Source organism: Allokutzneria multivorans (assembly GCF_039537405.1).
Taxonomy (GTDB): Bacteria; Actinomycetota; Actinomycetes; order Mycobacteriales; family Pseudonocardiaceae; genus Allokutzneria; species Allokutzneria multivorans.
The window spans coordinates 389,394-401,950 of record NZ_BAABAL010000009.1; the positions used below are offsets into that span (position 1 = coordinate 389,394).

The 12,557-nt window shown below is 69.7% G+C and carries 10 protein-coding genes; 2 read left to right on the forward strand and 8 right to left on the reverse strand.

Annotated features, from left to right (window positions below):
* Genes ABD798_RS16810 through ABD798_RS16825 form a run of 4 tightly spaced genes read right to left on the reverse strand, consistent with a single transcriptional unit; the run spans position 1 to position 5,878 of the window.
* On the reverse strand, positions 1-996 hold the full coding sequence (locus ABD798_RS16810; RefSeq protein WP_344875722.1) for an SDR family NAD(P)-dependent oxidoreductase: 996 nt from the start codon (positions 994-996) through the stop codon (positions 1-3).
* 12 nt (positions 997-1,008) lie between these two features.
* Entirely contained in the window at positions 1,009-2,457 is a 1,449-nt protein-coding gene (locus tag ABD798_RS16815; protein WP_344875723.1) for a hypothetical protein, read from the reverse strand.
* Entirely contained in the window at positions 2,454-3,881 is a 1,428-nt protein-coding gene (gene pelF / locus ABD798_RS16820; protein WP_344875725.1) for a GT4 family glycosyltransferase PelF, read from the reverse strand. Before pelF ends, ABD798_RS16815 begins: the two co-directional genes overlap by 4 nt.
* 5 nt (positions 3,882-3,886) lie before the next feature.
* Positions 3,887-5,878 carry a hypothetical protein gene (locus ABD798_RS16825; RefSeq protein ID WP_344875727.1) on the reverse strand — a complete coding sequence of 664 codons (1,992 nt, stop codon included), beginning with the start codon at positions 5,876-5,878 and terminating at the stop codon, positions 3,887-3,889.
* A 446-nt stretch (positions 5,879-6,324) separates the two neighbouring features.
* On the opposite strand from ABD798_RS16825, the gene ABD798_RS16830 reads away from it, so the two are divergent.
* Together ABD798_RS16830 and ABD798_RS16835 are read left to right on the forward strand one after the other, a co-directional pair.
* Positions 6,325-6,801: a vitamin K epoxide reductase family protein gene (locus ABD798_RS16830; RefSeq protein WP_344875729.1), complete on the forward strand. Its 477-nt coding sequence runs from the start codon at positions 6,325-6,327 to the stop codon at positions 6,799-6,801.
* Positions 6,798-7,190, forward strand: a complete 393-nt coding sequence (locus ABD798_RS16835; RefSeq protein ID WP_344875730.1) for a PPOX class F420-dependent oxidoreductase — start codon at positions 6,798-6,800, stop codon at positions 7,188-7,190. The genes ABD798_RS16830 and ABD798_RS16835 overlap by 4 nt, the downstream gene beginning before the upstream one ends.
* On the opposite strand, the gene ABD798_RS16840 is transcribed toward ABD798_RS16835, so the two are convergent.
* From ABD798_RS16840 to ABD798_RS16855, 4 genes are all read right to left on the reverse strand, one after another.
* Positions 7,156-8,262, reverse strand: a complete 1,107-nt coding sequence (locus ABD798_RS16840; RefSeq protein ID WP_344875732.1) for a glycosyltransferase 87 family protein — start codon at positions 8,260-8,262, stop codon at positions 7,156-7,158. The genes ABD798_RS16835 and ABD798_RS16840 overlap by 35 nt on opposite strands.
* Positions 8,255-9,427, reverse strand: coding sequence for a glycosyltransferase 87 family protein (locus tag ABD798_RS16845; protein ID WP_344875734.1), 1,173 nt, complete (start codon positions 9,425-9,427; stop codon positions 8,255-8,257). Before ABD798_RS16845 ends, ABD798_RS16840 begins: the two co-directional genes overlap by 8 nt.
* A gap of 561 nt (positions 9,428-9,988) precedes the next feature.
* Positions 9,989-11,206, reverse strand: a complete 1,218-nt coding sequence (locus ABD798_RS16850) for a glycosyltransferase 87 family protein (RefSeq protein WP_344875736.1) — start codon at positions 11,204-11,206, stop codon at positions 9,989-9,991.
* 29 nt (positions 11,207-11,235) lie between these two features.
* Positions 11,236-12,447 carry a glycosyltransferase 87 family protein gene (locus ABD798_RS16855; protein ID WP_344875738.1) on the reverse strand — a complete coding sequence of 404 codons (1,212 nt, stop codon included), beginning with the start codon at positions 12,445-12,447 and terminating at the stop codon, positions 11,236-11,238.
* Between the last annotated feature and the right edge of the window lie 110 nt (positions 12,448-12,557).

Sequence of the window (12,557 nt, forward strand, 5' to 3'; positions counted from 1 at the left end):
TCACTGGAGGTAGAGGCCGGGCTTGTAGTGGGCGAGGTTCTCGGGGTTCATGAACCACTCGATGGTCTCGCCGAGTCCGGAGTCCCTGGTGTGCGAAGGGGTCCAGCCCGTGCGCGCGGTCAGCTTCGCCGCGTCGCAGACCAGCCGCATGACCTCGGAACCCTTGGGGCGCAGGCGCTGCTCGTCGGCGACGATCTCCGCTCCGCTGCCCATGAGGCGCACCAGGTCCGCCGCGAGTTGACCGATCGAGACCTCCTCGCCGGTGCCCGCGTTGAACAGCTCGCCGACCACGGCGGAGGCGGGCGCGGTGCCCAGCGTGTGGAACGCGGCGGCGGTGTCCTTGACGTAGAGGAAGTCCCGCGTCGGGTCGAGCGCGCCGAGCTTGAGCCGCTTCTCGCCCGCCGCCAGCTGGCTGATCACCGTGGGGATTACCGCGCGCGCGGACTGGCGCGGCCCGAAGGTGTTGAAGGGTCGCAGCGTGACGGCCGGGACCTCGAAGCTCAGGTGGTAGCTCTCGACGAGCTTGTCCGCGCCCGCCTTGCTCGCCGCATAAGGGGACTGGGCCTGGAGCGGGTGCTCCTCGCTGATCGGGACGGTGAGCGCGGTGCCGTAGGTCTCGCTGGTGGAGGTGTGCACCATCCTCGGCGTTCCGCAGGCGCGCACCGCATCCAGCACGTTCAGCGTGCCGATCACGTTGGTGTCCACATAGGCCCGTGGCGCGCGGTAGGAGTACGGGATCGCGATCAGTGCGGCGAGGTGGTAGACGACCTCCGCGCCCTCCACCAGTTCCCGCGCGCTGGCCTGGTCGCGGACGTCGCCCATCACGACGTCGACATTGTCCAGCACCTCGCGGGGAAGCGACTCCAGCCAGCCCCAGGAGCCGAAGGAGTTGTACAGGACCATCGCCCGCACTCGATGGCCCTTCTGGACGAGCAGTTCGACCAGGTGCGAGCCGATGAAGCCCTCCGCACCAGTGACCGCGACGACGCTTGCCATGACTTGTCCCTCTCAACCGTGTCGAACTGATTGGCTGAGCACCACCGCGGCGCATCCCCCGAGACCCGCGAGCAGTGCCGTGTTGACGACGAGCTGACCGATGACGGAGTCACCGGTCCACAGCTGTGCGACCAGGGCGACGGCACACGCCGCGACGGCGGTGCCGGTGCTGCCGCACGCCTGGAGCACGAGTGCGACGAACAACGCCCCGCCGAGCGCCAGGTAGGCGCCGTAGCGCAGCAGGGCTGCTGGATCGGTGATCGCCCCCGTCGCAAGGAGGACCACAGTGGACAGTGCTGCGGCAACGGCGAGGAACACCGCGACTGCTCTGAGCAACCCGAGCCGCGTGTCCTTCGCGAACTCGGTGAAGACGTGGTTGTCACGCAAGGCGAAAGTGGCCCGGCGGCGGTAGGCCACCAGGCTCCACTCCGCCACGCCCATGCTGACCGAGATCGGCAGCGCGGCGAGCCCGTGACCCTGCCCGCTCGGCCAGAACAGCGGCAGCACCAGCAAACCCGCCGCGATGAAGCCGAACGCTCCGTACGGCAACGAGGCGACCAGGTCGTGCTTGCTGAGCGGTCGCGGACGCGTGGTCCTGGTGCGCACGATCGCGAGGATCATTGTTGCCAGCACTGTGACTGCGAGCCCAGTCCACAGTGGACCGCCGCTGAGCGTCAGCCCGGCGACCACCCCGGGCGCGAGCGCGGCCAGCAACGCGTACTCCGCGTTCAGCACGAGCAGCACCGTCGCGGCCAGCAGGTAGAACCCTTGTCCTGCGGCCATCGCGAGCGCTGCCGCCGAACTCCCCATGAGCAGGGCCGCCACGGCGCTCACCGCCAGGACGATCGCGCAGCCCGTGATCATCCCCCGCCGCAACACCCGCGCCGCCGCGTCCGCGTCCGCCCTGCCGAGCTGGATGTGCCCGAGGTAGGACAGCGACTGGCCGAGCGACCACGACGTGAACAACGAGATCACCACGACCCAGAGCGCCGCCCGATCCGCCAGCACTCCCGCCGCCGCCGTGTAACACACGCCCGGCAGTCCAAAAAGGACTCCCCGCAGCAGGTGCGTCGCGGGCTTCGCCGACCAGATCACCGGCAGCGGCTCCGGCTCCCTAGGCTGACGCGGCACCACCTCGCACAACGCTTCGGCCAACAGGAAAACATCCGGATACCCGTACTTCGCCGCAGCCTGATCGCTCAGCCCACCGGCCTCCAACGCCGCTGCGATCTCCAGGTGGTCCACCGCATCCGCGATCTCCGGCGCCATCCTCCGCACCAGCTCGTCGAACTCCTCCTCAACGCCCTCAGCGTCAACTGAAACCCCCAACGACCCTTTCAGTGCGTTGAGCGCACTGAACGACCCGTTCGGGTACTTGAACGCACTAAACGACCCGTTCAGCGCGTTAGACGCACCAAACGGGGCGTTGGTGTTGGGCGGCAGGATCGCGTCGGCGCTCATCGCGAGACCAGGTGGGGGAGGAGGGGGCGAGCGGGGGTGGGCGCGGTCAGCTCCGAGTACAGGGTGTCGAAGGTGCCGATGGCCTGGTCCACGGTGAACAGCTCAAGGGCTCGTTGGCGCGCGGCTGCGCCGAGAAGTGCGCGCTGCGACGGAGAGCGCAGCAGCGAAACACAAGCAGAAGCCATCGCGGCAGGATCGCGTGGCGGAACGACAATTCCGGTGTCGCCCAAAGCTTCGGGCACTCCGCCGACGTCGGTGCCGACGCAGGGGCGAGCGCACGTCATGGCTTCGATCAAGGTGTACGGGAAGCCCTCGGAGATGCTGGACAGCACGACCACGCTGCCCGCGAGGTAGGCGTCCCGGATGAACTCGACGCGCCCCTCGAAGTGCACGACCTCGGACAGGCCCAGCTCGGCGACGAGCGCCTTGCAACGGTCCACATAGGACTCACCGCCCTTGGGGACGCCGCCGAAGATGCGGAGCACGGCCGCCGGAATCTCTTTGTGCACCAACGCGAAAGACCTGATCAAAGTCTCCAGGTCCTTGATCGGGTCAAGCCGTCCGGCCCAGGAGATCGTCGGCACCGGGGGCTCGCTCGAAGCAGCGGGGAAGTCCGCGGGGTCGACGCCGTTGTAGACGGTGCGGATCAGCGCGGGGTCGGCGCCGAGGCGCTCCTCCCACCGCTTGTTGTAGACGTTGCCCGGCGCGATGAGCCCGGCACTGGTGTAGGCCAGCGAGCACAGCTGCCGCAGGAAAGCCAGGTGCAGAGCCTTGACCGGCCACCGGTACGGCGACCCGCGATAGCCGAGGTACCGCTCGCGCAGGTAGATCCCGTGCTCCGTCAACAGCAACGGCGTGCCGTAGCGCCACTTCGCGGCGAGCGCGGGTAACACGGCCAACCCGTTCGCCACGGAGTGCGAGACCGCAGTGCGCGGCACGGAAGCGCTCAGCGGACGCAGAGAATGCTCAAGCAGGTCAACGGCCGTGACCGCGTCCGCGATCGTCGCACGCGTGCCGGTCAAGCGGCGAGACCACACGTCGCGCAACGTCCGGACGGTGCTTTCCCTGCGCATCAAGCTCGTCAGCTCGCCGAGGTCGTGCAGCTCGTGCAGGACCTCGGCGAACCGCTGTTGATGTCCCTGGCCCATCAGGCTTTCCACCAGCTCGGCGAAGAGCGTGGTGAAGCGCCGCTGAGCGGCCCTGCCGACGCGGCGACTGCGACTTCCGTTGCCCCACAACGGCACCAGGGTCAGTGAAGCGACGTTCTCCGGCAGCTCCCACGCCAGCGGCTCGGTGCCGGAGGCGACCAGGGCGACGACGTGGAAGCGGTGCCGGGAGAGGCCGCGGACGAGCTGGTCGCACCAGACGCTCACACCGCCGTAGCCGTGCGGGTAGGTGCCCTCGGTCATCAGCGAGACGTCCACGGCGGTCAGGAGGATGCCCAGGACCGCGGCAGGTCCAGGCGCAGCGTCCCTCCGGCGCGGTGGACGGCGGAGCGCTCGCCCGAGTACCGCGTCCCGAACTCGGGGGCCAGCAAGCCCTCGTGGTCGGTGCCCTCCGGCGCGGTGATCGGCACCGGGACCCCCTTGGGCGCCTGGATGACCAGCTCGTCGCCCTGCACGTACGCGGTCACTCCGGCGGAGGCCGCGCGCCACGCGGACTGGTCGGCGAGGACCTCGCCCGCCTCGGACATCCGTGGGTTCACCAGCGGGGTGTTGGTCGCGAACGCCGCCCGGTACGCGCCGAGGATGGCGTCCACCATCGGGTAGACGATCCGGTCCTCGGCCAGGTTCGACTGGTGGATGTAGTACGGGCGCGGGTCGTTGCCGGTCAGCGTCTGCATGGTGAACGCGACCTGCCCCGGCACGATGCGGTCCTGGAATCCGGTCACCGGGTGCACCGGTGTGACGCACGTGCCGCTCGCCTCGCAGGCGCCGCTGCCGCCATCAGCGCGGGAGGTGTAGATCCAGTTGTACTCGTCGGCGGCCTCGGCCCGGGTTCCGTTGTTGTAGAACAGGTTCATCGGGTAGCGCGGCACACCTCGCGACTGCCCGACGGCGCGGACATCGCGGTCCCGCGAGGCGTCGAGGCCGACCCACTCGATCCCGGCCTTGCGCAGCGCGGAGGCGAAGTTCGGGTTGTCCGTGGGCATCTGCGGCTCGGAGCGCGTGCCGCCGTGCTCCCCGGACACCAGCTCGGCGCGGTTGATCTTGAGACCCTTGGCGTTCGCCCAGTCCCGGTTGCGGGTGATCTGGTCCAGGATCAGCTGCTCGTCGACCCACTTGATCTGGCCGTTCTGGTCGGTCTGGCAGCGCCACGGCGACACCGAGAAGTCGCGGAGGCAGCCGAAGAACTCGTGCGAGTAGGTGTGGTTGGCCCACCGGAAATCGTTGCGGTTGCGCACCATCCACGCGCTCAGCGGGTCGGAGCCGTGCTCGGCGACCGCTCGGTCCGCGCCCGCGCCGTTGTAGTACATGTCGAAGATGAAGCCGCTCGTGCCCTGCCACCGCTTCGCCTGCTCGGCATCCGCCTGGGTCATCCGGATGTTGGGCAGCACAGGGCAGTTCAGCTCGCCCGAAGTGCAGTTGGCGGCGCTGTTCCACCGCGCGTCCGGCAGGAAGATGTCGTCCACGTGCAGGCTCAGGTAGTTGCGGTGCAGCCCGAGGTGCACGCCCCTGGTCAGCCACGTGATGAGCCCGTGCGCGAGCAGCCGGAACTGCAACTGTTCGGAGTAGTAGGCGAAGCTGAGGCTCAACTGCTCGCGCCTGTTGTCCTCGTGCACCGCCGCGAGCAGGCCCTGCGCCGCGCCACTGGGGGACTTGCCGGTGAGGATCGGCGTGACCGAGGCGCCGGGCAGCGCTGCCGCCAGGTAGCCGTAGGACTCGTCGACGACCGGGCTGTTGTTGTCAAAGGCCACGGGCCCGCGCAGCTGCTTGAACGCGCCGGACAGCGCGGGCTGGCTCAGCTGCGAGACAGTGCCGTCGAGCGTGCCGGAGTAGGTCGGCGCGGCGAACCCGGTCGCCGCGGTCGGGTAGACGAAGGCGTTGAGCTGGCGCACGGAGAACCGGCGTTCGTAGTCGGCGAGCGCGGTCAGCTCGGCGGCTGCCAGCCTGTTCGGCGCCTCGTTGGGCAGCACGACGCCCTGGAACCGCGCGCGCTGGCCGTCCGGGTCGGCGAGGAACTGCGGGGTGATCACCGGGCGGCCCGGGTCGGCGAGCGAGAGCACCGTGCTGGGCACGCCCTCGGCGTCCAGCCGCTGCCTGATCGCCCCGACCGGGCCCTGCCCGTCGTCGACGACGAGGACCCGCAGATCGATGCGCGGACCGGTGGTGGCGACGGCGTTGCCGGGAACGGCGGCCAGCGTCAACGCGACGGTGAGCACCGTCGCCAGGGCGTGCCGAATCGATCGGCGTGCGGTCACAATCGTCCCCATTCGCTCAGCGCGGACGCGCTCGGGTTTCGGGCACAGCGAATTGCTCACAAAGCAGGTGGTGTGAGCTGCGGACGAACATCCCCCGATATCCGGCAGCGGGAGTTCGCTCGGCGGTGCGCGCCGGACAAGGGCGCGGCGTCCCCGCAGGGCGAAGCGAGTGGAACGCTACAAGTGCCGCAGTGACGGGAAAATAGTCCAGCAGGGTGACAGCTCCGACGGTGTAGACCGGTGTTTGCTGCGGTTGGCCGAACGAGGTTGGCAACAATCGGTGAACTGATTGCCGGTGCAACTTGTCTGTCCCGCCGGGGTGAACAGAACGAATACGAAAAAGTAATTCCGTCAAAGGACTCGTTCAGTTCCGGTCAATGCTTTTCGGTCGCCGTCGAAGGTGGGCGGTATCTTTGTCGCTCCGAGGTAACGAGAGGGGAACGATCATGACCGGAGAGATCGGGACGGCCGCGCCGGGCGAGCTGGGGCGGCGCTGGGTCCCGGTGACCGCGCTGGTGCTCTCCGTGCTCGGGCTGCTGGTGTCCGCCTACATGACGCTGTCGCACTACACCGACCAGAAGGTCCTGGTGTGCTCAACCAACTCCGTGATCGACTGCGCCCGCGTCACCTCCAGCCCGCAGTCCATGGTCTTCGGCATCCCCGTCGCCGTGCTCGGGCTCGCGTTCTTCGTCGGCGTGTGCGTGCTCAACCTGCCCGCGCTGTGGCGCTCCACCGACCAGAAGATCCGCCTCGCGCGCTTCGCCAGCGTCGGTGTCGGCATCGTCTTCGTGGCCTACCTGGTCGCGGTGGAGCTGCTCGTGCTGCACGTGATCTGCGAGTGGTGCACCGTCGTGCACGTCCTCACGATCGCGCTGTTCGTGGTCACCGTGCTCGGCGAGACCAGCCGCCGACCCGCCGCATGAGCGCGCTGAGCCCGGCCGTCCGCGAGTTCCTGGACCGCCCGAACTACGCGACGCTGTGCACGATCAACCCGGACGGCTCGCCCCAGGCGTCGATGATGTGGGTCGGCCGCGATGGTGACGACCTGCTGTTCTCCACGGTCGCTGGCCGCCGCAAGGAGCGCAACATGCGCCGCGACCCCAGGGTGACCGTCGTCGTGGCTGACCGCGCCGACCCCGAGATCTACGTGGAGGTCCGGGGCACCGCGACGATCACCGAGGAGGGAGGTCGCGCGCTGGATGACGCGCTGTCCTGGAAGTACGACGGCAAGGAGGCGGGCGCCGACGCTCCCGGCGCTGTCCGGGTGATCGTCCGCGTCACGCCGACGAAGGTGCTCGGCCGCGTAGCGTGAGCCCGAGCAGCACCAGCCCGATCACCACGTAGCAGTTGCCGACGAGGTGGTCCAGCGGCGTCCACCCCAGCTGCTCGGCCGCCGCGCGTGGCAGGAAGCGGTGCGGCCCGAGGACGAAGGGGACGAGCGCGACCGCGAGCACCGCCCACAGCCACCGATTTCCCAAGCGCCACAAGGTGATCACGACTGCGACGAGGGCCGGGGCGACCCACGACCAGTGGTGCCCCCACGACACCGGCGACACCAGCAGGCCCGCGACCGCGATCACCAGGAGCGCCGGCACGTCCTCGCCCCGCGCACGGAGCCGGTGCACGCTCAGCCACGCCGCCGCGATCACCAGTACCACCGCGAGCAGCCACACCCAGTCCGGAGTGCTCAGCCGAGCCAGCATTCCGCGCAGCGACTGGTTGTCGCCCCACGACGGCACGGTGATCCGATCCGGGCGGAACAGCACGTCCGTCCAGTAGCGGATCGAGTTGCCCGGCGTCACCGCCAAGGTCAGCAAGCCCGCGCCGACGAAGCCGCCGAGCGCGGTCAGGATCGGTTTCCATTGGTTGCGCACCAAGAAGAACAGCAGGAACGCCACCGGCGTGAGCTTGACCGCCGCCGCGATGCCGATCAGCAGCCCGCGCGGCCACGGTGTGCGCGGCAGCAGGCAGTCCGCGACCACGAGCAGCATCAGCACCACGTTGATCTGGCCGAACAGGAAGTTCGTCATCAGCGGTTCGAGCAGCACGCTCGCCGCCGCGACCGCTCCGCCCACCGTCTGCGTCGAACCGCAACGGCGCGCCACGATCACGCACGTCGCCGTCAGCGCCGCCGCGCTGATCACCGTCATCAGCACCGGCACGAGAGGCAACGGCAGCAACGCGAACAGGCTGAACGGCAGTGCCGCGAAAGGTGGGTAGACGAAGGGGAGGTTCGACGTGGTGCCCGGCAGGCTCGCGCCGTAGAGGTCGTGGCCGTGCAGCAGAGCAGCTCCGGCCGCGCGGTAGACCTCCAGGTCGATCGCCGAGCGCCCCCACGTCACCGCGAACGCCAGCAGGGCCGTCAGGCCGATCCACCTAAGCACGCAGCCTCCTCGACACCAGGAACGCCGCCAGCACCGCGACCCCCGTGAAGACGTAGGCGTTGCCGATCATGTGCTCCGTGACCGTCCAGTGCGACTCCACACCGCCACCACGCCGAGCGAAGCGGTAGAGACCGAGCGCGAACGGCAGCAACGCCAACGCTCCCAGCGCTGTGATGCCCCAGTTTCGGCTCTGCCAGGCGTAGATCGCCAGCCCGACGAAGGCTGGAGCCGCCCAGGACCAGTGGTGCTCCCACGACACCGGCGACGCCAGCAACGCGCCCGTCGCGACCACGAGCAGCGACAGCAAGGCCTTGTCGCGCAGCCGATACGCGACGAACCACGTCACCGCGACCGTGAGCACCACCAGGACCAGCAGCCAGCTCTGCGTTCCCAGGCGCGCCAGCGTTCCGCCCAGCGACTGGTTGTCTCCGTACCGCACATCGCCGATCCGATCAGTGCGAAACACCGTCGACGTCCAGTACTGCACCGATGCGCTCGGCAACACCACGAACGCGACCGCGCTCGCTCCCAGGAATCCGCCAACCGCAGTCAGGATCGGTTTCCATTGGTTGCGCACCAAGAAGAACAGCACAAAGGCCGCTGGCGTGAGCTTCACCGCCGCCGCGATGCCGATCAGCAGCCCGCGCGGCCACGGTGTGCGCGGCAGCAGGCAGTCCGCGACCACCAACAGCATCAGCACGAGGTTGATCTGGCCGAAGGTGATGTTGGCGCGCATCGGCTCCAAGAGCACGCACACCACCGCGAGGCCCGCTCCGACCGGCAGTGCCTTGGCCAGCGGCACTGCCGTTCGCGCCGTCACCACGCACGTCCCGCACAGCGCCAGCGCGCCGATGACTGTCATCACCACCATCGAGCTCGGCCATGCCAGCAGGCCGAACGGCGCGAACAGCAACGCCGCGAACGGTGGATAGGTGAACGGCAGATCCGGCAGAGCCGGTGTGGTGTAAGGAAAACCCGGCCCGTACAGGGGGAGTCCGCGCAGCACCGCGTCCCCGCCCGCGCGGTACACCTGAAGGTCGACCAGCCCGTCCCCGGCCATGACCAGCAGCGCCACCACCACCGCGCACCCGACCGCCACCGCAGCCCAGACCCAGGCCCGTACCCCGACAGCCCACCCCGGCACACCGCCCGCGTTCTCTGGCACTCCGCCCGCTCGCGTTAGCACTGCGTCCGCCTGCGTTGGCACTCCGTCCACCCGTGCAGCGTCTCCGCTCGCTCGCGTTGGCACTGCGTCCGCCCGCGTTGGCACTGCGTCCGCTCGCGCCACGCCTCTGCTCGCGCGCTCCGGTACTCCGCCCGCCGACGCTTCGTCCGCCCGCGCAGCGCCTCTGCCCACCTGCATGGGCGCTCCGTCCACGTTCTCCGGCACTCCGCTCACCCCGTGGGCACTCCGCTCGCTCGCGTCGGCACTCTGCTCGCGCCCGTCGGCATACCGCCAGCCCGCGTCGGCACTCCGCCCACGCGCTCCGGCACTCCGCCACCCCGCCCCGAGCCCCCGCCCGCGCGCCCCACCCCACACGATGCCAACGGCCCGTTTGGTGCGCTGAGCGCACTGAACGGGTCGTTTGGTGCGTCTAAGTACCCGAAAGGGCCGTTCGGGGCGCTCAACTCCCTGAATGAGTCATTGAGGGCGCTCAAGTACCCCAATGAGTCATTCAGGGCGTTCCCGCCGCAAGGACCACGGCGCGAGCAGCGGCGGGAGCGGTCACGCATGCGGGAGATCCGCGTGCGGGGGCCGTCGTCGCAGTCCGAAGATCACCCCGGCGATCACCACCGCGAACGCCGTGATCAGGTACGTGTTGCCGAGCAGGTGCTCCGGCCAGGTCCACGACAGCTCCAGGTTGCCGCCGCGCCGGAGCAACAGGTGCGCGCCGACGAAGAACAGCGCGAGCGGAGCGGCCGCGACCGCGATCAACGGCCACGGTCGCGCGGAGCGCCGGATCGCGATCACCGCGCCGACCGCCGCGGGGGCGATCCACACCCAGTGGTGCGTCCACGACACGGGCGAGCAGATCAGCCCGGCCGCCGCGACCACGAGCAGCGCGGGCAGATCACGGCCGGACGCGCGCAGTCGCCAGCACGCGAACGCCGCGGCCACCACGACGACGGGCACGACCACGACCCACCACCGCGACGCCTCGGCCTCGGTCAGCCCGAACCGCACGAGGGCTCCGCGCAGCGACTGGTTGTCGGCGAAGGCCGCGCTGCCGATGCGCCCGGGCTCCAGCAGCAAGGTCGTCCAGTACTTCAGCGAGTCCTCCGGCGCGACCAGCCAGCCGACCGCGCCCGCCGCGACGAAACCGCCCAGTGCGGCCAAGATCGGCTTCCACTGCAACCGCACGAGGAAGAACAGCAGGAACGACGCGGGCGTCAGCTTGATCGCGGCGGCCACCCCGATCAGCAGCCCGCGCGGCCACGGTGTGCGCGGCAGCAGGCAGTCAGCGACCACCAACAGCATCAGCACGAGGTTGATCTGGCCGTATCCGAGGGTGGCGCGGATCGGCTCGGCCAGCACGCACACGGCGGCGAACGCGGCGCCGACCTGAACGGCGCGCGTCCAGTTCTGGTGGAAGCCGCGCGCGGTGATCGAGGTCGTCGCGATCAGCGCGGCGCTGCCGACGAGCAGCGTCGCCACCACCGCGGCCGACCAGGACAGCGTCGCCAGCGGCCCGAACAGCACCGCGGCGAACGGCGGGTAGGTGAACGGGAGCCGGAACTTGGTGTCGGAGTACGGGAACTCGCCGGAGTAGAGGTTCAGGCCGCGCAACATCGCGTCCCCGCCCTCGCGGTACACGCGGAGGTCGATGAACGACACCCACGAGGTGACCAGCAGGGCCAACCCGAAGGTCAGCGCGGCAAGGGCGGCGATCCAGACGCGGGTCCTGCGGCTCGGCGCGACGGCCCCCAACGGGCTAGCACTCACGACGTCCCGATCCACTCCACCGACACCGTTCACCTGGACAGCACAGCAGCGTACCGGGGTGCCTCCGGTGCCACCTCCGACGTCCGTCTCCGCAGGGCGAGCACGGCCAGCACGACGACTGCGGTCAGGAAGAAGGCGTTGCCCACGAACCACTCCCCGAGCGTCCAGTGCTCCTCGCGCCCGCCGCCACCGGGGACGTAGGCGTGCGGGCCGACGAAGTACACCGCCACGACCAGGGCCGGAACGGCCAGGCGCCAGCTCGGCGCGCTCAGCAGGGCCGCCGCCAGCCCGGTGCCGGCCACCGCCACCCACACCCAGTGGTTGCTCCACGAGATCGGCGAGCACAGCAGCGCGGCGGTCGCGATCACCACCATCGCCAGCACCTCGCGGTTCTCGGCGAGCAGTCGCCGCACCGCGAACCACATCGCCGCGAGCACGAGCACGACCCCGATGACCCAGAACGGGAAGCTCGCGTCCCTGTCCAGCCCGAAGCGCGCGAGCACGCCCCGGATCGACTGGTTGGTGACGAACCCGGCGCCGACCATCGTGTCGAGCTTGAACACGGTGGAGGTCCAGTACTGGAAGGAGTTCTGCGCGTCGAGCACGAATCCGAGCACCACGCTGCCCGCGAACGCCGACGCGGCGGTGACCACGACGCGCCACCGCCCGGACGCGGCGAAGTACACGAGGAAGACCAGCGGTGTCAGCTTGATCCCGGCCGCGACGCCGATCAGCAGGCCGCGCGGCCACGGCGTGTGCTTCATCAGGCAGTCCAGCACCACCAAGGTCATCAGCAGCACGTTGATCTGCCCGAGGTCGATCGTGCTCCGCACCGGCTCGGCGTAGACCATCGCCGCGCTCACCACGGCACCGAGGCCGAGCGCGGCGGGCTCGTCCATCCCGCAGCGACGCGCCGTGACCACGCACGCGGCCATGAGGGCGAGCACCGTCACGACGGTCACCACGAAGCCCAGCGCCGTCAGCGGCAGCACCGTGAGCCCGCTGAAGAGCACGGCCGAGATCGGCGGGTAGATGAACGGCAGCGGGAAGGCCAGCGGTCGCGGCGGGAACTCCGCGTCGAACAGGCCTCGCCCGGCCAGCCACGCCTCGCCGCCAGCGCGGTAGACGTCCAGGTCGACGATCGGGGCGGTGGAGACCTGCCGCAGCGCGAGGAAGAGCGCGACGGCGGCCCCCACGACCGCGGTGGCCGGGTGGCGGAGGAGTCCTGCAAGCGTTGTCACGCAAGGAAAGACACCGCTGGAGCCCCAGGCGTTGTGCGGCTGGAGCCGAAACGAGAGTCTTCGAAACGGCACAACGCCAAGGGCTCACCGGCGTCCACGCGTGCGAAGAC

Excerpts from the sequence above, each read along its gene's own strand:
- ABD798_RS16835 (WP_344875730.1), top strand. The coding sequence starts at position 6,798 with ATGAGCGCGCTGAGCCCGGCCGTCCGCGAGTTCCTGGACCGCCCGAAC.
- ABD798_RS16810 (WP_344875722.1), bottom strand. The coding sequence starts at position 996 with ATGGCAAGCGTCGTCGCGGTCACTGGTGCGGAGGGCTTCATCGGCTCG.
- ABD798_RS16815 (WP_344875723.1), bottom strand. The coding sequence starts at position 2,457 with ATGAGCGCCGACGCGATCCTGCCGCCCAACACCAACGCCCCGTTTGGT.
- ABD798_RS16830 (WP_344875729.1), top strand. The coding sequence starts at position 6,325 with ATGACCGGAGAGATCGGGACGGCCGCGCCGGGCGAGCTGGGGCGGCGC.